Below are 22,893 nucleotides of genomic sequence, written 5' to 3'. Positions count from 1 at the left end.
AGGTTTTAAGTTTTAAGTTTTAAGTTTTAAGTTTTAAGTTTTAAGTTTTAAGTTTTAAGTTTTGGGTGCCTCAACCTCGAACCTCGAACATTCTTAAAGGGAGAGAGCTTATGCTGAAAAAAATTGAAACGGATAAATCTCCGGCAGCCATCGGCCCTTATTCCCAGGCGGTCCGTGCCGGTGATTACCTGTTCTGTTCAGGGCAGATTCCACTAGTGCCCAAATCTGGCGAAATGGTGGCCGGCGGTATCGTCGAGCAGACCCGACAGGTGCTCGATAACCTGGCCCAGGTGTTGGCTGCTGCTGAAACCGACTTCAGTGCCGTGGTGAAAACTACTATCTATCTGATTGATCTGACCGATTTTGCCGTTGTCAATGAAATCTACGCTGAGTATTGTGCGACTATCGCTCCGGCGCGGGCAACAGTTCAGGTTGCTGCTTTACCAAAAGGAGCCTTGGTTGAGATTGATGCTATTGCCGCTTTAGGTTGTTAAGGTTTCGGTGTTAAGTATTCGACCCAACGTTTAAAACCTAAATCTTAAAACTTAAAACAAGCAAAAAAGGGATGACCTGTGTGGGTCATCCCTTTTTTTATAACTTGTGCGCCGTCGGAAAAAATCAGACAGCTTTTTGGATTTTACCGGAACGGATGCAGCGGGTGCAAACTTTCACTTTTTTGACCGCGCCATTCTGGACGGCACGAACTTTCTGCAAGTTCGGATTCCAGACGGTACGGGTTTTGTTGTGAGCGTGACTGACGTTATTTCCGGTAACGGGCTTTTTTCCGCAGATTTCACATTGCTTAGACATCTTTTCAATCCTCCTGAAAGTTTCGAACGCGCATTATTAACACGTTTCCAATAGGGATGCAAATATTTTTCGGCACTATTTAGGGTCTAAATCTTCTTCGCTCAGTACCCTTATGCCTGCCTTTTTGAGCTTGGCAGCAGCAACGCCCATACCGGTAATTAGCTGGCCGTTTTGGTGGACCTGTCGGCTGCCGCAGGATGGGCTGCGCTGTTTTAAAATCGCCAGTTTGCTGTTTGTCAGTTCGGCGACTTTGCAACTTTCTACGGCTGCGTTGATAAAAAACTTAGTCATGTTGTTGTTGGCTTCGTCGCAGATTACGCCAGAGCCATCGAGGACGGTGCAACCGTCACCGGAGCTAAACCAGCATTTCGGCCGCGGTGTCGGTAGGCCGGCCAGTTGCTCTGGACAGATCGGAATCGGAGTGAGGTCCTGGCGTTTCAGGTAATCGATAACGTCTTGATTGTAGCTACCGGTCCCATCGTAGCGGGTTGATAATCCGAGCAGGCAGCTACTGACCAAGGCTGTTTTTGGCATTGGACGTCCTAGAGCGGCGGGTTAACAAGTGGCGTTGTGCACTTATCGATGCCGGCGATGTGGACCTTACGTCCGTCAATTCTGACACGACCTTCGGCGATCAATTGGATCGCTCGAGGGTAGACCTGGTGTTCCTGCTGCAGGATTCGTGCGGAAAGGGACTCCTCGCTGTCATCCTCCAGGATTGGAACGACTGCCTGGGTGATAATTGGTCCAGTATCAACACCGCCGTCAACAAAATGCACCGTACAGCCGGAGAAGCGGGCGCCGTATTCCAGGGCTTTTTTTTGCACATGCAGTCCGGGAAAGGCTGGAAGCAATGCCGGGTGGATATTGATGACTCGTTGTGGGAAGGCGGTCAGGAATTCTTCAGAGATAATACGCATAAAGCCGGCCAGAACAACCAGTTCGACGCCTGCTTCCTGTAATGCGCTAACAACAGCCCGATCAAAAGTTTGTCGATCGGGAAAATCGCGATGATTAATACAGGTATGTGGCAAATCGGCTTTGCTGGCGCGAATCAAGGCCCCGGCGTCCGGATTGTTGCAGAGGATAAGTACGATCTCTGCATCGATCTGTTGCTGCTGACATTGATCGATGATCGATTGCAGGTTAGTGCCACCGCCGGACGCAAGAACTCCTAATTTTAGTTTGGTCTTTGTTGACATGTTGAGATGTCCTGTCAGGAAAGGATGACAGAGGGCTCCTTAGCCTGAGAAATTTCGCCGATCAGGTAGGCTTTTTCATCAAGTCCGATCAAGCGATCAAGAATATCTTCAACTTCATTTGCCGGGACGATGAGAGCCATGCCGATACCATAGTTGAAGGTTCGGTACATTTCTTCTTCCGGGATGTTTCCGCCTTCGCGGAGCATTTCGAAAATTGCCGGTTTGTCCCAACTGTTGCGCTTGATGATAGCTTGGCATTTCTGCGGCAAAACCCGTGGCAAGTTTTCCAGCAGACCGCCACCGGTGATATGCGCGATGCCTTTGATATCGAAATCGCGTATCAGGTTGAGGACGCTTTTAACATAAATGCGGGTCGGGGTTAGCAGCTCTTCGCCCAGAGATTTGTCGAGATCGTTCGGTGTGGCGTTGAGGTCTAGTTTCATTGTGTCGAGGAAAACCTTGCGAGCTAAGGAGAACCCATTTGAATGAAGGCCACTTGATGCAATGCCGATAATCTGGTCGCCATTGGTGATCGATGATCCGTCAATGATTTCATCGTTGTCGACGACGCCAACGGTAAAGCCGGCCAAGTCGTATTCTTCACCAGTGTACATGCCGGGCATTTCAGCTGTTTCACCGCCAAGCAGCGCACAGTTGGATTGCTTGCAGCCCTCGACAATCCCTTTAACAACCTCTACGGCTTTTTCCGGGTCAAGTTTGGCTGTGGCCAGGTAGTCGAGAAAAAAGAGTGGCTCGGCCCCTTGGACAATGATGTCGTTGACGCACATAGCAACCAGGTCGATGCCGACCGTGTCATGTTTATCCATCATGAAGGCGAGCTTCAGCTTTGTGCCGACACCGTCGGTCGAAGAGACCAGGGTGGGGCGCTTGTACTTGCTGCTGTTTAGTGAAAACAGGCCGCCAAAACCACCGATATCGGTCAGGACCTCGGGACGCATGGTCTGTTTGACCAAGGGTTTGATCAGGTCGACAAAGCGGTTACCAGCGTCAATGTCAACACCAGCATCTTTATAGGTAATCGGTTTTTTGCTACTCAATTTATCTCGCTCCTTGGTATTCAAATGGCCGGACATTAAAACACCCGACAGCCTCTTTGTCAATCGTTGAACGGCCGTTTCTTCAGGACCGGCACGTTCTATTGTCTGTATCCTGTTTGAAAATTATGTTAGAACTCCCAAGATCCTCGTTCGGGCCCCTTGGGCGCGGGGAGCAGGACTTTTTGTCAGTAGATTTTACCACGGAAACTATGAACTTCAGCTGTGAAATTGATGTCAATCGATAATTTTAAAATTCGGTCACTGTGTGTCGATGACCTTGACGCAGTCCAGGCTATTGAGCAACAAAGTTACCCGCATCCTTGGACTGCTGCGCAGTTTGTTCAGGAAATAGAAAATCCGGTTTCCACCGTCAACCTTCTTTGGGTTGGTGAGCGGCTGGCCGGTTATATTTGTTATTGGCTCATTGCTGGCGAGTTGCAAGTTTTAAATGTCGCGACAGCCGGTGATTTTCGGCGTCAGGGCGTCGCTGGTTTGCTACTTGAAAATACCATCGATAATTGTTTAGGGCATGGCCTTGAGAAGGCTTGGTTGGAGGTGAGGGCCAGCAACTCCGGCGCTATTAATCTCTATCGCCAACACGGTTTTGTTGCCGATGTCATTCGGAGCCGTTATTATCGTGATGGTGAGGATGCTTTGATGATGGTCTGTGATTTTACCGACACGTTGCCTGCCGGAAAGACGCTATAGCATCAGCTTTATATGTAGGAGATGAGTTGGATGAAAAACTGTAAAACTATTATCTTGTCTAATCAGGAGATTTCGCCTGGTTATTATCGGATGCAGATACTGGCTCCGGACTATAATCAGACGGCCATGCCGGGTCAGTTTGTTATGTTTCGAGTCCAGCGTTCATTGCCGCCGTTATTGCGCCGTCCCTTCGGTATTTTTCGGACCGGTTACGCCGCTGCTGATTGTGACGGAATGCCGCCGAAAGAATTTATCGAGATCATCTACAAGGTTGTCGGCAGTGGTACGGAGATCATGCAGGAGCTGCATCAGGGCGACCGGGTCGAGTTGCTCGGTCCGCTTGGTCGAGGTTTTGATCTGGGTGATCCCGATGAAGAGAAGATCCTTGTCGGTGGCGGTATCGGTTTGGTCCCTCTTTACATGTTGGCGGAAAAGCTGGTGCCTAACTCGAAGGTTCGTCTGCTGATGGGCGGCAGAACTCGGGATGATATCATTACCGTTACCGAATTTGAGCGTCTTGGTGTTGAAACCTACGTTTCCACCGAAGATGGTAGCCTTGGTGAAGAAGGGCTGGTCACTCAGGTCTTGCAGCGCAAGCTGGATAAATACCCGAAAGCGTCCGTTTATGCCTGTGGCCCGATGCCGATGATCGATGCCGTACAAAAGATCTGCAGCAGTCGCGGAACCTCGTTGCAGGTTTCTCTTGAAGCGCTGATGGCTTGCGGTGTTGGGGCCTGTCTTGGTTGTGTCGTTAAGGGGGCCGGGCACTCCGATGAGAATCCACAGTACCTCTGTACCTGTAAGCAGGGGCCGGTATTTCATGCTGAACAATTGGACTGGAGCCGGTTGGAGAAACAGGATACGGATTGTGGAGGGTGTAAGTAATGGCTGAGCGAAATGCACAAACAACAAAAATAAAGCGTCCACAGATGGCCGTAGAGATTGCTGGATTGACCTTCAAAAATCCGGTCATGCCTGCCTCGGGAACTTTTGGTTATGGCGAGGAGTATGCTCCATATCTTAATCTGAATCGCCTCGGCGCGATTGTGACCAAAGGGCTTTCGCTGAACCCCAAAGCTGGCAACGACACACCGCGGATCTGTGAAACTGTCAGCGGCATGCTCAATGCTATTGGCCTGCAGAATGTCGGTATCGAAGCCTTTATTGCTCACAAAATGCCCTTTTTGCAGCAGTTTGACGCCCCGGTTATCGTTAACTTTTTCGGCAACACCCAGGAAGAGTACGCCGAAGTCGCGGCACGCCTGGATGATGTGCCAGGAGTCGCCGGTTTGGAAATGAACATTTCCTGTCCTAATGTCAAACATGGCGGGATTGTTTTCGGCACCGAAGCAACCGCTGCTCACGAAGTCGTCTCGCTGGTGCGTAAGCGGACCAGTAAGCCGTTGATCGTCAAGTTGACGCCGAACGTTACCAATATTCAGGTGACCGCCAAGGCGGTTGAAGACGCCGGTGCTGATGCTATCAGCTTGATTAATACCCTGACCGGTATGGCGGTAGATGTCAAAACCCGCAAGCCGCGCTTGGCCAATACGATTGGTGGCCTTTCCGGTCCGGCGATCCGTCCGATTGCCGTGCGCTTGGTACATCAGGTGGTGCAGGCGGTCAAGGTGCCGGTCATCGGTGTCGGTGGCATTTCCCGGGCGATGGATGCGTTGGAATTTCTCATTGTTGGCGCCAGGGCCGTTCAGGTCGGAACCGCCAATTTTGTCGATCCGAATGCCATGGCGACGATTATCGACGACTTGGAGGAGTTCTGTCGGAATGAAGGTGTCGAGGATATTAATGATTTGATCGGGACTCTGGAGGTTTAACGGACCGACCCTATGGATGTTATTGCTACCCACGTGAATGCCGATTTTGACTGCCTCGGATCGATGATTGCTGCTAAGCGATTGTATCCTGATGCGGTGCTGGTTTTTCCCGGTGGGCAGGAACGTGGGTTGCGTGATTTCCTGTTGCAGAGCACCCTTTACGCTTACGATATCAAACGAATCCGGGATATCGATCTCCAGCAGGTCAAACGTCTGATTCTGGTTGATGTTCGCAGTTCGGCCCGGATTGGGCAGTTCGCCGAAATCATCACCAAGCCCGGTTTGGAACTGCATGTCTACGATCATCATCCGGCTGATGATAAAACCGTTTCCGGGCAACTAGAGCATATTGAACAGGTCGGTGCCACGACCACTATCCTGACCCACCTGTTTTTAGAGCGGGGTATCGTGCCGACGCCGGATGAGGCGACGATGATGATGCTTGGCCTCTATGAGGATACCGGACATCTCTTGTTTAGCGGAACAACGCCGCGCGATTATCTGGCGGCCGCTTTTTTGCTCGAACATGGCGCAAATCTCAACACGGTTGCCGATTTCCTGATTCGGGAGATGACTCCGGAGCAGATTGCCCTGCTCAACGAGCTGATCAAATCCTGCCAGAAAAAAATCATCAACGGCGTTGAGGTCGCCATTGCCTACGCCTCAATCGATTATTATGTCGCAGACATTTCTTCTCTGGCCCACAAACTAAAAGATATCGAAAATCTCAATGTTTTGATTGTCGCGGTGCGGATGGAAGATCGCGTTTTTCTGGTCGGTCGTTCACGCGTGCCCGAGGTGCATGTCGGGGAGCTGCTCCAGGAATTCGGCGGTGGTGGCCATGCGTTTGCTTCTTCGGCCACGGTGCGGGATATTCCGCTGGTGCAACTGCTCGACCAGCTCGAAGAGTCTTTGCTGAAGTCGATCCGTTTGCGCTGTGACGCCCGACAGCTGATGTCCTCTCCGGTAAAAACCTTGCCGGCCTCGGTGAGTATTGCCGAAGCTCGCGCGCTGATGGCCCGTTTCAGCTTTAATGCCGTGCCGGTTATGGATGGTCCGTTGCTAGTCGGTATCATTACCCGGCAGGTGGTTGAAAAGGCCGCCCATCACAAGCTGCAGAGGATGTCTGTTGTCGAGGTGATGACGACTGATTTCGAAACCGTCTCTCCGGAAGCCTCGTTGGAGCAGTTGCAGCGGAACATTATCGAGCATAACCAGCGTTGTATTCCGGTTGTTGAGCAGGAACAACTGGTCGGTATTGTGACCCGGACCGACTTGCTCCGTTACTTGATCGGTGGTCTCCAGGACAGCGATGAAACTCTTCCGGTAGAGTCGGGGCGGGGCGGTTTACGCCTAAAGAGGAAGAATCTGGCGCGTCTTATTGATACCCAGTTGCCGAAAAATATCCGTGTTTTGTTGCGCAAATTGGGTGAGGTCGCTGATCAGCAAGGGGTGAAGGTTTACCTGGTTGGTGGCTTTGTGCGTGATCTGCTGCTGCGTCAGGAAAATCTCGATATCGATATTGTCGTCGAGGGGGATGGGATCGCATTTGCTGCGGCCTTTGCGAAAACGACCGAGTGTCGTATCCGTTCGCATGAAAAATTTGCCACGGCTGTGATTATTTTACCGGATGATTTTAAAATTGACGTTGCTTCGGCCCGACTGGAATATTATGAAAGCCCGGCCGCTTTGCCACGGGTGGAACATGCCTCGATCCGCCATGACCTCTATCGGCGTGATTTTACCATCAACACCCTGACCATCTCCTTGAATTGCGATAATTTTGGTCAAATGCTCGATTTTTTCGGTGGACAACGGGATCTCAAGGACCGGTCGGTTAGGGTGCTGCATAACCTGAGCCTGATAGAGGATCCGACGCGCTTGTTCAGGGCGGTTCGTTTTGAGCAGCGATTGGGATTTAAGATCGGCCGTCAAACCGAGCGTTTGATGCGCAGTGCTGTTCGGATGAATCTGGTGAAAAAGGTCGGCGGTCCGCGGCTGCTCAGTGAGTTGCGGCAAATCCTTGATGAGCCGCAGGTGATATCTGCACTTCGGCGCCTTGAAGAGTTTTCTCTGCTGAAGTTTATCGATCCGCACTTGCGCTTTGATCGCAAATCGGCCCAATCGATTGTTGCCGCAGAGAAATCGAGCAGCTGGTTCGATCTTCTCTACACCGGGGAAAAATATCACCGTTGGTTGTTGTATCTCTGTTGTTTGTTCCAGCCCTTGTCGGAAAAGGGATTGGTTCGCGTCTGCCGCTGGCTTGACCTGCAACCTAAATATCGAGACCTGCTGATGGTGCAGTTGCCGCAGGGAAAGTGGGCGCTGAAAACAGCTAACTCTTGCGTTGAAATGAGACAAACTCCAATGAACAGCGAGATCTATCATTGGTTTAATGGTTTGTCTTTGGAGTTGCTGCTCTTTTTGATGTCCTGGACGGAAAGCGATCAGGTGCGCAAATGGATATCACAGTACGTAACCGATTTCCGCAAGGTGCGTGTCTTGCTTGACGGCAACGGGTTGATCGATCTTGGTTTGCAGCCGGGACCACACTTCCATCAGGTTTTTCTGGCTTTACTCGATGCGCGCCTCAATGGGCAGATTCACTCGCTGGAAGACGAAATGACCCTGGTCCGAAAGAATTATCCTGCCGGTAAAATACTCTCTTAATTTTTAAGTGTTGAAAGATCTTCGCTTCTGCTAGACCCGATGATTGATATCGTCTATATATTGTATCTTGAATTTTAAATTTAGTATTCCGATGCAGCTAGAGGGGCAATGGAAGCAATCATCTCTAAAATATCGATCATGTTGGTACCGGCTCTGTTAGCGCTGACCATGCATGAAGTAGCCCATGGATACGTTGCTGAGCGTTTCGGCGATCCGACGGCGCGTCTTCTGGGACGTTTGAATCTGAATCCAATGCGGCACCTCGATCCGATCGGGACGGTGGCGATTTTTGTTTTCGGTTTCGGCTGGGCGCGACCAGTGCCCGTTAATGCTGGCAACTTGCGTCGACCGAAACGCGATATGATCTGGGTCGCTCTGGCGGGACCGATCACTAATCTGTTGCTGGCCCTTTCGTCGGCGCTGTTGCTGCGCGGGTTGGGCTGGTTGGAGATCACCTCTCTTGGCGAAATGGAACTCTTTATTCAGGCGGCCAAACCGTTACATATGATGATCAGTTTCAGCCTTTACATTAATGTGTTGCTCGGAATTTTTAATATCGTTCCTTTGCCACCACTTGATGGTGGACGGATTTTGACCGGGATTCTGCCGGAAAGCAAAGCCCTGATGATCAGCCGATTGGAGCCTTTCGGTTTTATTTTGATTTTATTTCTGGTTTTTTTTACCGATATCTGGTCGGTGATGCTCGAGCCGTTGGTCGATAGTCTGGTTGCCTTTCTGGCCGGTTCAGAAAATGTGGTCGTAGCGGCCAAGAAGTTTCTTTTGGGGCACTAGCTGTCGATGTCGATTCAGATTCAGTTAGAAAACTTTTCCGGCCCTCTCGATCTTCTGTTGCACCTGATTAAAACCAACGAGATGGATATTTACGATATCTCGATGGTGAAGATCACCGAGCAGTATCTGGGGATCATCGAGCAGATGAAGCAGCTCGACTTGGATATCGCCGGGGAGTTTCTGCTTATGGCGGCAACCCTTATTCATATCAAGTCGCGACTGTTGTTACCGCTCAGCGACGAGGTTGACGAGGATGAGGGCGAGGACCCACGCGCGGAACTGGTCCGTCGGCTTTTGGAGTACCAGCGTTATAAAGACGTGGCCGAATCATTTTCGCAAATGCCTCTGCTCAATCGCGATATCTTTGCCAGTCATTTTGTCTCGACGGAATTTGTTGATGTTGATGCCGAGGAAGAACATGTCGTTGGTGTTTATCAGCTGGCAGAAGCTTTTCACCGTCTGTTAAATAACGCTCCCGTTGAAACCTTTCACGAAGTGGTTCGCGAACAGCTTTCTGTTGCTGATCATGTCCAGATTGTTCTCGAGCGCTTGTCCGTCGATCAGCGACTGGCGTTTAAGGATATTTTCCCGCAGCGTCCAACCCGACTGGAAATGGTCGTGACTTTTCTGGCGACCCTGGAGCTGGTCAAGATGCGGATGGTGAAAATCGAGCAGGCTAACGAATTTGGTGAAATCTGGCTGTCGTTAGCGGTGGCAGAAAACGATCAGATAGCATCTATTTCTCAAGAAGCGGATACTTTTGGTTATGGCTGAACTGGTAAAGATTATTGAAGCCTATATCTTCGCCGCAGACAATCCTCTGTCGCTTGATCGAATCTGTACTTTGCTGGAGAAGCCGCGTGCTGAAGTGCGTACAGTTATAGACATGTTGTTGCAGGAGTATGCCCAGGGAGAGCGTGGTTTTTATTTAGCGGAGGTTGCTGGTGGTTATCAGTTTCGAACCGATGCTGAGTTTGCTCCCTGGCTGCGAAAGCTGAGCAAGGATCGCCCCTTTCGTTTTTCGTCGGCGGCTCTTGAAACTCTCGCAATTATTGCTTATCGGCAACCGGTCACTCGCGCTGAAATAGAATACCTTCGCGGTGTCGACTCCGGCGGAGTGATGAAAACCCTGCTGGAAAAAAATCTGCTGCGCATTCTGGGAAAAAAAGACGTTCCGGGCCGGCCTTTGATGTATGGCACCAGTCGTCATTTTCTCGAGCTGTTCGGCTTGAAGGCGTTACAGGATTTACCGACCTTAAAAGAGTTCAGCTCTTTTGACCCCGAACTCGCAGAAGCGATACCCCTTGAACCTGAAGCTGTAAAGGACTCCGATGGCTGAACGATTGCAGAAACTGATTGCACAGGCTGGTCTGGCCTCGAGAAGACAGGCAGAGGTCTGGATTGCCGATGGGCAGGTTCTGTTGAACGGCGTCATTGCCAAATTAGGCGATCGTGCTGATTTGTTGGTGGATCTGGTGACGGTCAATGGTCGTAAGTTGTCGCTAGCCGAGGAAAAAGTCAGTGTTATGCTGAATAAGCCGCGTGGTTGCATTTCGACTTTGAAGGACCCGCAGGGGCGGCCGTTGGTGACTGATCTGGTTGCGGATCTCCCGCAGCGACTGTTCCCGGTCGGAAGGCTTGATTTTAATACCGAAGGTTTGTTGCTGTTGACCAATGATGGCGAGTTGTCGCAACGTCTCAGCCATCCGCGTCACCACGTTGAGAAAACCTATCTGGTGAAAGTGCGCGGCCTAATTACTGAAAAAAAGCTCAATCTGTTGCGCCGTGGAGTTACCTTGGATGATGGCAAAACTCAGCCTGCTCAAGTTGCAAATGTCAGAAATGCCGGGGCTAACAGTTGGTTCGAACTGACAATAAAGGAAGGCCGAAATCGTCAAGTCAGGCGGATGTGTGAAGTGGTTGATCTGAGTGTGGTGCGTTTGAAAAGAATTCGTATTGCTTTTCTTGAATTAGAGGGTTTAGCGACGGGAAAATACCGGCTGTTGACGCCGCGGGAAATCGACCGGTTAAAATCGATAGGTTAAATCGTCACTTCCATGAATTGTTGTTTTATTAGGTACGCATTGGTTGGATGCACATATGTCACTGGTTTTCTTATGCCGTTACCGGCACCTCACTTGACACCTTGAGGTTTTGTCGCGTATTCTTTCATGATGGAAAAATTGTGAAACTTCGCATTTTAGGGGATTTTTTTTGGCTGCAAATAAAGATAAATTTTTGGAATCCGCACAGAAAAACCTGAGAAAAAAACAGGTTGTTCGGGCGATAAAAGATTATATCAAGGTCGTTGAGCTTGATCCGGGCGATGTGCGTTCTCGGCAGAAGTTAGCTGAGCTTTTAGTCCGGACCAATCGAGGTGCTGAAGCGTACGAGCATTACGAATCGGTCGCTAAGTATTTCTCCAGCAATGGTTTCTATCTCAAGGCCATCGCTATCTACAAGCAAATGCAACGTCTCGATGCTACCCAGGTATCGTTGTTCAGCAGGCTGGCTGAACTGAACGAAAAACAGGGTTTGATCGGCAACGCCATGGCGGAATATCGTAGTTTGGTCAGCTACTACGAACGTAATGGCATGGTTGCTGATGCAATCAAAACCCTGGAGAAGATGCGTGATCTTGATGCTGCCAACCTGAACGTTCGGGTAAAGCTTGCCGAAGTCTATGCGGGCAATGATCGACAAGAGGAAGCCCTTGCCGAATTTGAGGGTGTTCTCACGACCTTAAGTGAGAAAAATGATTTCGATAAGATTCTCAAGCTATATAAAATGTTCATGCCGCTCTATCCTGATAATCAAAAGCTTAAGATGGGTCTGGCTCTAACGTTATATGAAAAAGGTGAGCTGCAAAAAGGGGTTACGATTCTCACAACTCTGCTCCAGGATAAACCGCAGGACCCTGATTTACTCCGTTTGATTGCACGTGGCTATAACGATCTTATGGACTGGGAGCGCGCGAGCAAGACCTACCAACAACTCCTTGTTCTCGATCCGACCGATCTTGATACCCGCGGTTTATATATCAAATGTCAAATTGATAGTGGACAGGATGATCCGGCTCTTACGGAACTGGAGGAGTGGAAAGACAGCTTTTTTAAAGCTGATCGTCTTACACTGCTAAAAGAGTACTACGAAATTCTGAAAGAGCGGTTACCTGACAGTTCTGTTGTCTTGCAAACCCTTGACTCTATTTACGAGTTGACTGGCGACGGGGATAAGATACTCGATATTATCTCGGAAAAAGAAGACGAGCCGGACGAAGAAATTGTCAATGAAACCTTATCCGATTCCTTGCTCGGTTCAGCTGACAATGATATCGAACTGCCAACTTTTGACCTGGAAATCCCGCTTGAAGAAACTGACGATTTGCTGTCCGATGCTCCTGTAGAAGAGTTTGATCTGCAGCTTGAAGTGATGGAAGAGGTCGAATCGTTAACTGTGGACGTTGATGAAGATACAGCGGACAGTGTTATTGAACTTGATCTCAATGAGGATGATGAACTTGGATTTTCCTTCGATTTGGAGGGTGATGAAGAAGAACCTGTTGCGCCTCCTGTCGCAGCGCGGGATGTCAATTCTGACTTGGAAGAAGCCGAGTTCTATATTCAACAGGGCCTGTTTGCCGAAGCGGAAAAACTCTGTATCGATATTCTCGCTTATGCGCCTGAATCTGAATTGTGTCAGCAAAAACTTGCAGATATCCGCAGTCAGTTGCATGCTGAACCAGACGAAACCCCATCTGTCTTGGACTCTTCAACTATTGAGGGGATAAGCGAAAGTTTTACCGAAGCAGGTCAAGACGAAAGTTCATTTTCTGCTGTGTCGGGCGACACTCCTGGGCAAAAAATATTTAGGACCGATGTCGATGAGCAGATTGCTGCTGATGATATGGAATCTCACTATAATTTAGGGATTGCTTATCGGGAAATGGGATTATTGGATGATGCGATCAGCGAGTTTAGTAAAGCCGAGCGCGACCCTTCCCGTTATGTTGATTGTCAAACCTTAAAAGGCCTCTGTAGCTCAGAAAAAGGCGATTTTGCCAGTGCGGAAATCATGTTCCAGCAGGCTCTCGATTCTCAGCACCTCGAAGAGGAACAGCGTTTAAATCTTAGTTTTGAATTGGCTTCCCTCTATGAGTCGTCGGAGCGTTTTGAAGAAGCTTTAAGCAGTTACCGGGTTGTTTTGTCGGTTGATGAATCCTATCGTGATGTGAAAACGAAAATCAGCACCCTGCAGTCGAAACTCGGGATTGTTGTTGAAGAAGAAATTGTTGAAAAAAAAGAGCGAATTTCCTTCCTTTAGCTTTGTTCATACGGGCAGTGCTCTGACAATCACGGATTATATTTATGGGTTATACCGATTATTTCAATTTTGAGCGTGAGCCATTTTCCAACGCACCGAATGAAAAATTTTATTACGATGGTGAGCAACACACGCAAGCCTTGTTAAGGTTGAAGTATTCCGTCGATTCCAATAAAGGTCTGGCTGTTTTGGTAGGCAGTGCCGGGACTGGCAAGACCACCCTTGCGCGGCGGATGCTTGATGATCTGCCGATCGAGCAATATGAATCCTCTTTGTTGGTGATGATTCATTCCGGGATTACCCCTGAGTGGATTCTTTCGCGTATCTGTATGCAACTGGGCATCAAAAACCCGGAAGTCAGCCCGTTAAAAATGCTCAAGCAACTCTATGAGCGGTTGTTGCAGATAGAAAGAGAAGGTCGTAAGGCCGTTGTGCTGATTGATGAAGCGCAGATGTTGCAAACCCGTGAATTGATGGAAGAATTTCGCGGTTTGCTGAATTTGGAAATTCCTGATAAAAAACTTTTGAACATAATTTTCTTCGGTTTGCCGGAGCTAGATAAAATTTTACGGCTTGATGAGCCCCTCGCTCAACGTGTTGCTTTCAAGTACACCCTGAAACCATTATCCGCCGAAGCGAGTGAGGCTTATATCAACCATCGTCTGCAGGTGGCTGGATGTAAAAAAACGCCCTTTGACGCAGACGCTATTACCTGGGTGCATAAATTGGCCGGTGGGGTGCCACGGTTGATTAATACTATTTGTGATAATGCGTTGTTTGAAACCTATTTGCGGCGTGGTACCGAAGTTTCTGCACAGATCATCAAAAATGTTGCCGAAGATCTCGGTTTGGTCAATATGAAGAAAAGTTCAGCAACAGCAGATCTTTCATCTGATGAATTAGATGAAATCGAAATGATTTTTGATGATCTAGAAGAAAAATAAATACACGAATGAACTATTTTTTATGGCGGTCGGTGTTATTCGACCGCTATTTCTTTTTACGGAAAACGCAATGATTGCTCCTCAAAGCACAATTCATGTTCTTCCCGAAGATCTTTGTAATAAGATTGCTGCGGGCGAAGTCGTTGAACGTCCCTCTTCGGTCGTTAAGGAATTGCTGGAAAATTCACTCGATGCCGGGGCGACGGAAATTCTTATCGAGCTTCAGTCTGGTGGTAAAAAACTGATTAAAATTGCTGATAATGGTTGTGGCATGAACCGTCAGGATGCTTTTTTGTCGCTGGAGCGGCACGCAACCAGCAAGATCAGTTGCGATGCTGATCTCTTTGCTTTACAAACCCTGGGCTTTCGTGGTGAAGCGCTGGCCTCTATTGCGTCGGTTTCACGTTTTCTGCTGCAAAGCTGTGCTGACGATCAAGGGCTGGGACAGCAGATCTATGCCGAAGGTGGTGCGGTCAAGCGAGCAGAAGAGGTTGGCTTGCCGCAAGGGACGGTTATAGAGGTTCGAAATCTTTTTTTTAACCTGCCTGCGCGACGAAAGTTTCTCCGCAAAGAACAGACCGAGCTGAGTCACGCTGCTGACGTAGTTACTAAACAAGCGTTGGCTCATCCTGATGTCTGTTTTCGTTTAAAGCACAATGACCGGATGCTCCTTGACCTGCGCCGCGAGAAGGGGTTACTGGAACGCTTTGCCGCGCTTCTGGGAAGATCTCTGCTCAAAGACATGCTGCAAATTGATCAAAGGTCGGAACCTGATCTGTGCGTGAGCGGCCTGATTTCGCAGCCGCAATTAACCCGTTCTGCGGGGAGTCATATCTATACCTTTATCAACGGGCGCTATATTCGGGATCGTGTCGTGCAGCATGCAGTCATGGCCGGTTATCGTCATCTGTTGATGAAGGGGCGTTATCCTGTTGTCGCGTTGTTTCTGCAGATCGATCCGGCCCAGGTTGATGTCAATGTCCATCCGACCAAGCATGAGGTCCGTTTTCGCGAGCAGGGCTTGGTGCATGATTTCATCGTTCATAGCTTGCAGCAGGCCCTACGACCGGCTGATTGGCTCGGCGAGTCGGTTCCGGCAGCAGAACCGCAAGCAGCACCTGTTCCTGTGCCGGTTGCTTATCGCCCGGGTGCAGCAGTCATTCCGCCGATCGCCAATGAAACTTCGGCGGTTTATCAATCGATCGCGTCTCCTGCAGAATTAGTCCCTCTTCCGGCGCTGGGAGCAAGGACTGAAACTGCCGAGGACGAAATTAGACCTGCCGAGCAAATGGTTCTGCCGGAGAGTGAGGGGAGCAGATTTTTTTCTGGCCTGCGAATTTTAGGTCAATATCATCAGAGCTATTTGCTTTGTCAGGATGGAGATGATCTGGTCCTGGTCGATCAACATGCTGCACACGAGCGGATCGGCTTTGAAAAATTACGTCATTCTTATGCAAACGGAGCGGTTTCCAGTCAGTCATTACTGTTTCCCGACATGTTGGAACTCGATTTTCGCAGCGCATCAGCACTGGAAGATAATCGTTCTGAATTGGGGCGTCTCGGGTTTGAGATTGAACCTTTTGGCGGAAAATCCTTCGCCCTCAAAGCGATTCCCCAGGTGCTGCTCAATCAGGATGTCGGTCAATTGGTGGTTGATGTCGCCTTGGAGCTGGAGAAAGTTGGCCGTGCTGGCCAATTGCAGGATTCGATTGATGACATTCTTATTTTGATGGCTTGTCATGGTGTTATTCGTGCCAACCAGGCGTTATCGACCGAAGAGATGAAAGCGTTACTGCGTGAGTTGGACAACATTGATTTCAAGGCCAACTGCCCGCACGGTCGTCCCGTTATGCAGCGTTTGACGTTAACCGAAGTTGAGCGCCTTTTCCGGCGTCAATAGTCGTTTTATGTGTGAGCCTAAAATACCCGTTCTGGTTGTCTGCGGACCGACAGCCTCTGGTAAAACCGGATTGTCATTGTCGTTGGCGGAGCGCTTGCCTATCGAAATCATCTCTGCTGATTCACGCCAAGTTTATCGGCAGATGGATATCGGTACAGCGAAGGCAACCGCTGCAGAGCGGGCACTGGTTCCCCATCATATGATCGATCTGATCGACCCTGATGAAGAGTTTTCTGTCGCACAATTTGTTGATCGGGCTCGGCCGCTGATTAATGAGATTGCTGGGCGGGGAAAAATCCCTTGCCTGGTTGGTGGAACCGGGCTCTATATTCGTGCGTTGCTTGGGGGGTTAGCGGATTTGCCAACGGCAGATCAGGCGTTGCGGGATCGCTTGCATCAACGCGAAATAGAAGTCGGTGCGGGAACCTTACATGCCGAGCTGGAACGCATCGATCCGCTTGCGGCAGAGCGGATTCATTCGAACAATACTATTCGCCTGGTTCGGGCACTTGAAGTTTATCACCTCAGTGGTCGAACCCTGACGGAACTGCAGGCCGAGCATCAGTTTGCCGATCAGCCGTATCGGGTCATGAAGTTGGCTCCGACGCAGGAAAGGGCTGAACTTTATCGCCGCATCGATTTACGCGCCGCGCAGATGCTTGTAGAAGGGTTGGTCGAAGAAACTCGCGGCATAATTGAGCGCTATTCTGTCGAGCTAAAGGCATTGCAGACCCTTGGCTACCGTGAAGTTGTGCGTTATCTCGATGAGCCGAATAGTGATCAACAGATGTTAGAGGATATTCGCACCAGTACGCGACAGTATGCGAAACGACAGTTGACATGGTTCAGGAAAGAGCCTGAAATTATTTGGGTTGATTCCTCAACTGAGTCTGGTAGAGTGTTACGGTCTATTGAGGATTTTGTCAGTCAATAAAGGAGTGGATATGCCAAAGTCACCTTTTAATATTCAGGATCAGTATCTGAATCAGGCCCGTAAAGAGCGGGTCAAGGTCACTATTGTAATGATGTCAGGAGACAACCTGGAAGGGTTTATTAAATCTTTTGACAGTTTTTGTGTACTTGCTGAAAGTGATGGCGACATCCTGATTTACAAGCACGCGATCAGCTCAATTACGTCCTCGGATGGTTCCTTCCGACTGCATGGCGGACGTGATTAATCACTGATTTGACACAATTTACACAAAACAGGGGCAGCGCCGAAGCGTTGCCCCTGTTTTGTTTGTTTTGCGGATATCGTGTTTATCTTCAGGGGCGCAATGATATACTTAGGCAAAATTATTTCTTTTGGAGTTTGTGATGCTGCGCATTGAGTCCGTTGAACTAGGAAGTTACGCTGCTGAGCTGGGGCTTGACAGCGGAGACCAACTGCTGGCAATCAATCAGCAAATAATTGAAGATCTGGTTGATTACCATCGGGCCATTGAGTCGGATTGTCTGTTACTCGAAATTTTGCGTCACGACGATGAAGTGTGGGAATTGGAAATCGAAAAAGATTCACACGAGGATCTCGGACTGATTCTTGAACACCCGCAAACCAGACAATGCGACAACAAGTGTATTTTTTGCTTTGTTCATCAGCTGCCGAAGGGAATGCGCCGCTCCCTGTACATCAAGGATGAAGATTACCGTTTTTCCTACCTGTATGGTTCCTACATTACCCTGAGCAATCTCACAGATGCAGATTTTCAACGGATTATCGAACAGCAACTTTCACCGCTGTATATTTCGGTGCATGCCACTGATGATCAGTTACGACAGCAGCTTCTGGGGTGTGCCGCTCCGCCGATTTTGCCTTTGCTCAAACGTCTGACTGATGCCGGAATCAATTTGCAGTGTCAGATTGTCCTTTGTCCCGGCCTCAACGATGATGCCGCTTTGGAGAAATCGATAACCGATCTCGCTGCTTTCTACCCACTGATTGCTTCTTTAGCAGTGGTTCCGGTCGGCCTAACAAAACATCGTCAGCATCTTCCGCAGCTGGAAAAAATGACCGCAGCACAAGCCCGCAATGCGTTGGCTATCATCGACTCTTATCAGCAGAAATATCTTGCTGAAAAAGGCAGTCGCTTTGTTTTCGCTGCCGATGAGATCTATCTCCAGGCAGAGGTTGCGATCCCGGATCTGCTCTGTTATGAAGAGCTCGAGCAGATTGAAAATGGTGTTGGTCTGATTGCGCAATTCCGTCAGCAGGCCACCGAGGTTCTTTTGGAGGCGGAATCGCTTGATATCGACCGGGTGGGGCTAGTCACGGGACAATCTTTTGTCTCTGAACTGCAGCGATTTTCTGAGCGGTTGACGGTAAGGACCGGTGTAGAGCTGGCGGTACTTCCCGTTGTAAACGAGTTTTTTGGTGACGCTGTCACCGTAACCGGGTTATTGACCGGGAAAGACCTTATTGAGCAATTATCCAAGCAAGACTTGGGACAGGGCCTCTTATTGCCTGACGTCATGCTCAAAGAAGGTGAGCAGCGGTTGCTGGATGATTTGACGGTTGATGATTTAGCCGAAAAATTGCAAGTTCCTGTTGTCGTTGTCGAGAGTTCCCCCTGGGGGATACTCGAAGGGCTTGAACAGTTAGCCGATGGCCCGGTTGACATTATCCATTGTTGAAGATGATGTCCGATACTCAAATCATAATTCCGGTTTTTGGCATGAAATGCCAAAAGTGTGTTGCCAGGGTGACCGGTATTATCAACGAGTTTTCGGTTGTTGATCAGGTGGTCGTTTCGCTTGAAGAGCAGCAAGCCGTTATTTCCTGTCGCAACCCAGCCGATCAATGTATTGCTGAAATTCAAACCGCTCTGCTTGCCGCCGGATTTAAAACTGCAGGCACGGGAGAAATTGTAACGACCCCAATCCCTGAACCGCAGCCCCCTTCCATTGACGAGTCCTCTATAGAGTCTCTTCGTTTTGCCATCCGCGGGATGAGTTGTGCTTCCTGTGCGGCGACGATTGAAAAACGTCTGCACCAAGTGCCGGGTATCGATAATGTTTCGGTGAATCTGGCAGGTAATTTCGCTCAGGTTGATTATGCTCCGGGTGTTGTTACCGCCCCGCAAATCTATGCTGCCGTTGCTTCGGCCGGATTTGAGGCTTTGCCGCCCGGACAACAATCGGATCAAAGTGACGATACGCGCACAGAATTACGCAATGTCTTGATTGCCGCCGCTGGTGCCGTGCCGATTATGCTGCTGATGTTTTTCCCTGTATTCGGTTCGACGACGCTCATCGTCAATGCGCTGTTGGCGTCCATCGTACAGTTCACCGCTGGGCTCGGCTTTTATCGCAGTGCCTGGAAATCCTTAAAAAACCGAGCAGCCAATATGGATGTCTTGGTTACGCTTGGGATCACCGCCGCATACGGATATTCATTGTTGGCGGTTTTGGGTCTGCTCGGCGCGGAGGCGACGGTTTTTTTTGAGACCAGCGCCATGCTGATTCTGTTTATCCGCTTTGGTAAATGGTTAGAAGTGCGCGCCAAGGGGCGCGCCGGTGCCGCGTTGAAACAGTTGCTACATCTGCAGGCGGATCGTGCCGTTCTCCTTGATGGTGACCGGGAGCGGGAGGTTGCGGCCAGCGTCGTCCGACCGGGCGATCTCCTTCTGATCCGGCCGGGTGAAAAGATCCCTGTCGATGGCGAGGTTGTCGAAGGGGTTGCTGCGGTCGATGAAGCGATGATCAGCGGTGAATCATTGCCGGTGAATAAAGAGCCCGGCTCAGAGGTCACCGGCGCAACAATTAATCGTTCTGGCCGTTTGGTTATCCGTGCCACCCGCGTTGGTGAAGCGACGGTGCTGGCCCAGATTGTCCGTATGGTTGAAACTGCGCAGGGTGATAAGGCGCCGATTCAGCGGATTGCCGATCGGGTGTCGAGTATCTTTGTCCCCGCCGTTGTCAGCCTTTCATTGCTGACCTTTTGTTGTTGGTATCTGCTGCTTGACAGGCCATTTTTGTTTGCCTTTCAAATGGCGATCGCGGTTGTGGTTATTGCTTGCCCCTGCGCTCTGGGATTGGCAACTCCGACGGCGATTATGGTTGGTAGCTCGGTCGGCTTGGAGCGGGGTATCCTGTTTAAAAAATCGTCTGTTTTAGAGCAGATTTCGAAGTTGCAGCTGCTGCTGCTCGACAAAACCGGCACGTTGACCAGCGGCCAATTTAAGGTTGATGATGTCTATTCTCCTGCCGGTTATGACGAATCCGAACTGCTGCAACTTGCCGCCGCGCTGGAGCAAGGCAGTACTCACCCGCTGGCGACAAGTATTGTCAGTGAATGCCGGCAGCGAAATTTGCGCTGGTCGCCGGCTATGGTGCTGGAAGAGATCGGTGGGCAGGGTTTGCGTGCCGAGATCGATGGTCAGGTTGTCCTTTGTGGTCAGCAGCAACTGTTACACAACGATGGTGTTGACTTAAGCGCAGCAGCCGCCACAATAGAAATATTTGTTGCTGCGGGGAAATCGCTGGTTTTCCTTGCACGTGGTCAACAGTTGTTGGGAATTATCGCCTTAAGTGACAGCCTTAAGCCGAATGCTCAGCGGGTGATCTCGCGTCTGCAATCACTGGGGATTGTTTGCGTCCTCTTAAGCGGAGATCGTCGCTCTGCCGCTGAAGCTGTCGCACGGCAGATCGGCATTGAGCAGGTTGAGGCCGAAGTGCTGCCGGAGCAGAAGCTGCAAGTGGTGCAGAAGTATCAGCAGCAGGGGCTGTTGGTCGGTATGGTCGGCGATGGCATCAACGATGCGCCAGCCTTGGCTCAGGCCGATGTCGGTATTGCTATCGGCAGTGGGACCGATGTTGCCAAGGAAACCGGTGATCTCATTTTGGTCGGTGGCGATCTCTTCGATATCGAGCGTGGCATTCGTCTGGGGCGTCAGACCTTGCGCAAGATCAAACAAAATCTGTTTTGGGCGTTTTTTTACAATCTTCTCGGCGTTCCACTGGCGGCCGGGGTGTTTTATCCGCATTTTGGCCTATATCTTAAACCTGAATTTGCTGGTTTGGCGATGGCCTTCTCGAGTGTGTCCGTGGTGGCAAACAGCCTGCTGCTGCGCCGGATGAACAAACGTTTAGGGGGGCTGGATTGATGAGACAAAAGCGGATGATCGGCGTTATCGGCGCCGGCAAGGCCAGCCCTGCTGGTGTAAAGCTGGCTTGTCAGGTTGGTCGCTTGATTGCCGAGAATGATATTGTTCTGGTCTGTGGTGGTCTAGGTGGCGTGATGGAGGCTGCTTCAAAAGGGTGCTTCGAGGCTGGCGGTGATGTCATCGGTGTGCTGCCTGGTTCTTCCGCTAAGACGGCCAATCCATATATTACGCTGCCGATCGTCACCAATATGGGGCATGCGCGCAATGTCATTATTGCCCACACGGCCGACGTTTTGATCGCCATCGAGGGTGAGTTTGGCACCCTGTCCGAAATGGCGATCAGCCTGAAGTTGGAAAAAACTGTTATCCATTTAAATAGTTGGAAGGATTTAGCTGGCGTTCTGGCCGCCAGTACACCTGAAGAGGCGGTTGCCATGGCGATCAAGTCGATTGCCGGGGGGAAGTAAAAGATGTCCGAAACTGATTCACCTGCTGAGGCGGCAAGCTGTCCACTTTTTAGCGCTGACGGCGATTCCGTCGCTGAACTGATCGAGTGGATGCGTGGCCGCGGTCGGGTGTTGATTGTTACGCACGATAACCCCGACCCCGATTCTATCGCCGCCGCAGTTGCCCTGCGCCATCTTCTGCTGGTTAAAACCGGGCAGGATGCCGTGATCACCTATGGCGGAATTGTCGGTCGCGGTGAAAATCGCAGCATGGTTGAGCTGCTGGAAATCCCCTTGGTGCCGATCGCTGAACTGGACATTGATCAGTTTGCTGTTGTCTGTATGGTCGATACGCAGCCGAATACCGGTAATAATTCTTTTCCTGCCGACCGTCCTGTTCATCTGGTTATTGATCATCATCCGCCTAAAACCGACCTTTCGCTGGTCTGCTGGGTCGATATCCGCACTCATTACGGGGCCTCTGCAACGATGTTGTATGAGTACCTTTGTAAGCAGCAGGTTTCGATCAACACCAAACTCGCAACCAGTTTGTTTTACGCGATTAAATCAGAGACACAGGATCTTGGCCGCGAATGGTCAAAGGCCGATCGCGATGCCTATCTGAAGTTGCTGCCGTTATCGAATAATCGTATCCTGTTTGATATTATTCATCCGCAGGTGCCACGCGATTATTTTTCCACCTTTCGAACCGCAATCGAAAATGCACTGCTCTATGGGCCGGTACTGGTCTTTAATCTACGACAAATTTCTAACCCTGACCTGGTCGCTGAATTGGCGGATTTTTTGTTGCGCCAGCAAGGTGTGAAATATGTCCTTGGGATGGGCTGGTACGATGGCACGCAGATTTTGTCGATGCGCGCACTTGAGCATGACGCCAAACTGGGGCAAATCATTCAGCAGATGGTTGAGGGCGTGGGGACGGCCGGTGGACATGGTATGGTCGCTGGCGGTCAAATCCGCAGTATGGCCGAAGATGATGGTTCTCAGCAAGAACTGGAACGACTTCTGACCCGCCGTCTGTTCAAGGCACTTGCGCTCCCCTCGGTTCCGGGTGAGCCGTTGCTCGTAGAAAACAGCTGATCAAG

General features: G+C 50.1%; 22 protein-coding genes. 18 read left to right on the top strand and 4 right to left on the bottom strand.

Annotated features, from left to right (window positions below; all coding sequences use genetic code 11):
* Nucleotides 1-110: 110 nt before the first annotated feature.
* A complete protein-coding gene (locus tag ACZ5PT_RS17740) occupies nt 111-494 on the top strand; it encodes a RidA family protein (protein WP_464264349.1) in 384 nt (127 codons plus the stop codon).
* 124 nt (nt 495-618) lie between these two features.
* Here ACZ5PT_RS17740 and rpmB read toward each other — a convergent pair whose 3' ends face one another.
* From rpmB to purM, 4 genes are all read right to left on the bottom strand, one after another.
* A complete protein-coding gene (gene rpmB / locus ACZ5PT_RS17735) occupies nt 619-810 on the bottom strand; it encodes a 50S ribosomal protein L28 (protein WP_464264348.1) in 192 nt (63 codons plus the stop codon).
* 75 nt (nt 811-885) lie between these two features.
* Nucleotides 886-1,344 carry a 2-thiouracil desulfurase family protein gene (locus ACZ5PT_RS17730; protein WP_464264347.1) on the bottom strand — a complete coding sequence of 153 codons (459 nt, stop codon included), beginning with the start codon at nt 1,342-1,344 and terminating at the stop codon, nt 886-888.
* A gap of 8 nt (nt 1,345-1,352) precedes the next feature.
* Complete coding sequence (purN, locus tag ACZ5PT_RS17725; RefSeq protein ID WP_464264346.1) at nt 1,353-2,012, bottom strand: phosphoribosylglycinamide formyltransferase; 660 nt, start codon at nt 2,010-2,012, stop codon at nt 1,353-1,355.
* A gap of 14 nt (nt 2,013-2,026) precedes the next feature.
* On the bottom strand, nt 2,027-3,106 hold the full coding sequence (gene purM, locus ACZ5PT_RS17720) for a phosphoribosylformylglycinamidine cyclo-ligase (protein WP_464264345.1): 1,080 nt from the start codon (nt 3,104-3,106) through the stop codon (nt 2,027-2,029).
* Between the two features lie 195 nt (nt 3,107-3,301).
* Between purM and rimI the strand changes: the two genes are divergently transcribed.
* The 17 genes from rimI (at nt 3,302) to ACZ5PT_RS17635 (ending at nt 22,888) form a co-directional block, all read left to right on the top strand.
* On the top strand, nt 3,302-3,778 hold the full coding sequence (gene rimI / locus ACZ5PT_RS17715) for a ribosomal protein S18-alanine N-acetyltransferase (RefSeq protein WP_464264344.1): 477 nt from the start codon (nt 3,302-3,304) through the stop codon (nt 3,776-3,778).
* Nucleotides 3,779-3,808: 30 nt separating this feature from the next.
* Nucleotides 3,809-4,663 carry a dihydroorotate dehydrogenase electron transfer subunit gene (locus tag ACZ5PT_RS17710; protein ID WP_464264343.1) on the top strand — a complete coding sequence of 285 codons (855 nt, stop codon included), beginning with the start codon at nt 3,809-3,811 and terminating at the stop codon, nt 4,661-4,663.
* A 29-nt stretch (nt 4,664-4,692) separates the two neighbouring features.
* Complete coding sequence (locus ACZ5PT_RS17705) at nt 4,693-5,610, top strand: dihydroorotate dehydrogenase (RefSeq protein WP_464266760.1); 918 nt, start codon at nt 4,693-4,695, stop codon at nt 5,608-5,610.
* 12 nt (nt 5,611-5,622) lie between these two features.
* Nucleotides 5,623-8,280, top strand: coding sequence for a CBS domain-containing protein (locus ACZ5PT_RS17700; RefSeq protein WP_464264342.1), 2,658 nt, complete (start codon nt 5,623-5,625; stop codon nt 8,278-8,280).
* Nucleotides 8,281-8,388: 108 nt separating this feature from the next.
* A complete protein-coding gene (locus ACZ5PT_RS17695) occupies nt 8,389-9,072 on the top strand; it encodes a site-2 protease family protein (protein WP_464264341.1) in 684 nt (227 codons plus the stop codon).
* Nucleotides 9,073-9,078: 6 nt separating this feature from the next.
* Nucleotides 9,079-9,846, top strand: coding sequence for a segregation and condensation protein A (locus ACZ5PT_RS17690; protein WP_464264340.1), 768 nt, complete (start codon nt 9,079-9,081; stop codon nt 9,844-9,846).
* Complete coding sequence (scpB, locus tag ACZ5PT_RS17685) at nt 9,839-10,411, top strand: SMC-Scp complex subunit ScpB (protein ID WP_464264339.1); 573 nt, start codon at nt 9,839-9,841, stop codon at nt 10,409-10,411. The genes ACZ5PT_RS17690 and scpB overlap by 8 nt, the downstream gene beginning before the upstream one ends.
* Nucleotides 10,404-11,117 carry a pseudouridine synthase gene (locus ACZ5PT_RS17680; RefSeq protein ID WP_464264338.1) on the top strand — a complete coding sequence of 238 codons (714 nt, stop codon included), beginning with the start codon at nt 10,404-10,406 and terminating at the stop codon, nt 11,115-11,117. The genes scpB and ACZ5PT_RS17680 overlap by 8 nt, the downstream gene beginning before the upstream one ends.
* Before the next feature lie 169 nt (nt 11,118-11,286).
* A complete protein-coding gene (locus tag ACZ5PT_RS17675) occupies nt 11,287-13,395 on the top strand; it encodes a tetratricopeptide repeat protein (protein WP_464264337.1) in 2,109 nt (702 codons plus the stop codon).
* A gap of 44 nt (nt 13,396-13,439) precedes the next feature.
* On the top strand, nt 13,440-14,339 hold the full coding sequence (locus tag ACZ5PT_RS17670; RefSeq protein ID WP_464264336.1) for an ExeA family protein: 900 nt from the start codon (nt 13,440-13,442) through the stop codon (nt 14,337-14,339).
* 70 nt (nt 14,340-14,409) lie between these two features.
* Nucleotides 14,410-16,239, top strand: coding sequence for a DNA mismatch repair endonuclease MutL (gene mutL / locus ACZ5PT_RS17665; RefSeq protein ID WP_464264335.1), 1,830 nt, complete (start codon nt 14,410-14,412; stop codon nt 16,237-16,239).
* A gap of 7 nt (nt 16,240-16,246) precedes the next feature.
* Nucleotides 16,247-17,173, top strand: a complete 927-nt coding sequence (gene miaA / locus ACZ5PT_RS17660; RefSeq protein WP_464264334.1) for a tRNA (adenosine(37)-N6)-dimethylallyltransferase MiaA — start codon at nt 16,247-16,249, stop codon at nt 17,171-17,173.
* Between the two features lie 10 nt (nt 17,174-17,183).
* On the top strand, nt 17,184-17,417 hold the full coding sequence (gene hfq, locus ACZ5PT_RS17655) for an RNA chaperone Hfq (RefSeq protein ID WP_464264333.1): 234 nt from the start codon (nt 17,184-17,186) through the stop codon (nt 17,415-17,417).
* 139 nt (nt 17,418-17,556) lie between these two features.
* A complete protein-coding gene (locus ACZ5PT_RS17650; protein WP_464264332.1) occupies nt 17,557-18,870 on the top strand; it encodes a DUF512 domain-containing protein in 1,314 nt (437 codons plus the stop codon).
* 41 nt (nt 18,871-18,911) lie between these two features.
* Entirely contained in the window at nt 18,912-21,341 is a 2,430-nt protein-coding gene (locus tag ACZ5PT_RS17645; RefSeq protein WP_464264331.1) for a heavy metal translocating P-type ATPase, read from the top strand.
* Nucleotides 21,341-21,808, top strand: coding sequence for a TIGR00725 family protein (locus ACZ5PT_RS17640; protein WP_464266759.1), 468 nt, complete (start codon nt 21,341-21,343; stop codon nt 21,806-21,808). The genes ACZ5PT_RS17645 and ACZ5PT_RS17640 overlap by 1 nt, the downstream gene beginning before the upstream one ends.
* A 3-nt stretch (nt 21,809-21,811) precedes the next feature.
* Complete coding sequence (locus ACZ5PT_RS17635; RefSeq protein ID WP_464264330.1) at nt 21,812-22,888, top strand: DHH family phosphoesterase; 1,077 nt, start codon at nt 21,812-21,814, stop codon at nt 22,886-22,888.
* Nucleotides 22,889-22,893: the final 5 nt, after the last annotated feature.

This window comes from Desulfuromusa ferrireducens, assembly GCF_055389805.1.
The sequence above is the reverse complement of the archived record's forward strand: the minus strand, read 5'-3'. Positions and strand labels throughout refer to the sequence as shown.

Bases quoted from the DNA above. Each gene is read 5' to 3' on its own strand.
- ACZ5PT_RS17635 (WP_464264330.1), top strand. From the start codon at position 21,812: ATGTCCGAAACTGATTCACCTGCTGAGGCGGCAAGCTGTCCACTTTTT.
- rpmB (WP_464264348.1), bottom strand. From the start codon at position 810: ATGTCTAAGCAATGTGAAATCTGCGGAAAAAAGCCCGTTACCGGAAAT.
- ACZ5PT_RS17730 (WP_464264347.1), bottom strand. From the start codon at position 1,344: ATGCCAAAAACAGCCTTGGTCAGTAGCTGCCTGCTCGGATTATCAACC.
- miaA (WP_464264334.1), top strand. From the start codon at position 16,247: ATGTGTGAGCCTAAAATACCCGTTCTGGTTGTCTGCGGACCGACAGCC.
- hfq (WP_464264333.1), top strand. From the start codon at position 17,184: ATGCCAAAGTCACCTTTTAATATTCAGGATCAGTATCTGAATCAGGCC.
- ACZ5PT_RS17670 (WP_464264336.1), top strand. From the start codon at position 13,440: ATGGGTTATACCGATTATTTCAATTTTGAGCGTGAGCCATTTTCCAAC.
- ACZ5PT_RS17645 (WP_464264331.1), top strand. From the start codon at position 18,912: ATGAAATGCCAAAAGTGTGTTGCCAGGGTGACCGGTATTATCAACGAG.
- mutL (WP_464264335.1), top strand. From the start codon at position 14,410: ATGATTGCTCCTCAAAGCACAATTCATGTTCTTCCCGAAGATCTTTGT.
- rimI (WP_464264344.1), top strand. From the start codon at position 3,302: ATGTCAATCGATAATTTTAAAATTCGGTCACTGTGTGTCGATGACCTT.
- purN (WP_464264346.1), bottom strand. From the start codon at position 2,012: ATGTCAACAAAGACCAAACTAAAATTAGGAGTTCTTGCGTCCGGCGGT.
- ACZ5PT_RS17700 (WP_464264342.1), top strand. From the start codon at position 5,623: ATGGATGTTATTGCTACCCACGTGAATGCCGATTTTGACTGCCTCGGA.
- ACZ5PT_RS17690 (WP_464264340.1), top strand. From the start codon at position 9,079: ATGTCGATTCAGATTCAGTTAGAAAACTTTTCCGGCCCTCTCGATCTT.
- scpB (WP_464264339.1), top strand. From the start codon at position 9,839: ATGGCTGAACTGGTAAAGATTATTGAAGCCTATATCTTCGCCGCAGAC.
- ACZ5PT_RS17710 (WP_464264343.1), top strand. From the start codon at position 3,809: ATGAAAAACTGTAAAACTATTATCTTGTCTAATCAGGAGATTTCGCCT.
- ACZ5PT_RS17650 (WP_464264332.1), top strand. From the start codon at position 17,557: ATGCTGCGCATTGAGTCCGTTGAACTAGGAAGTTACGCTGCTGAGCTG.
- ACZ5PT_RS17695 (WP_464264341.1), top strand. From the start codon at position 8,389: ATGGAAGCAATCATCTCTAAAATATCGATCATGTTGGTACCGGCTCTG.
- ACZ5PT_RS17740 (WP_464264349.1), top strand. From the start codon at position 111: ATGCTGAAAAAAATTGAAACGGATAAATCTCCGGCAGCCATCGGCCCT.
- purM (WP_464264345.1), bottom strand. From the start codon at position 3,106: ATGTCCGGCCATTTGAATACCAAGGAGCGAGATAAATTGAGTAGCAAA.
- ACZ5PT_RS17680 (WP_464264338.1), top strand. From the start codon at position 10,404: ATGGCTGAACGATTGCAGAAACTGATTGCACAGGCTGGTCTGGCCTCG.
- ACZ5PT_RS17640 (WP_464266759.1), top strand. From the start codon at position 21,341: ATGAGACAAAAGCGGATGATCGGCGTTATCGGCGCCGGCAAGGCCAGC.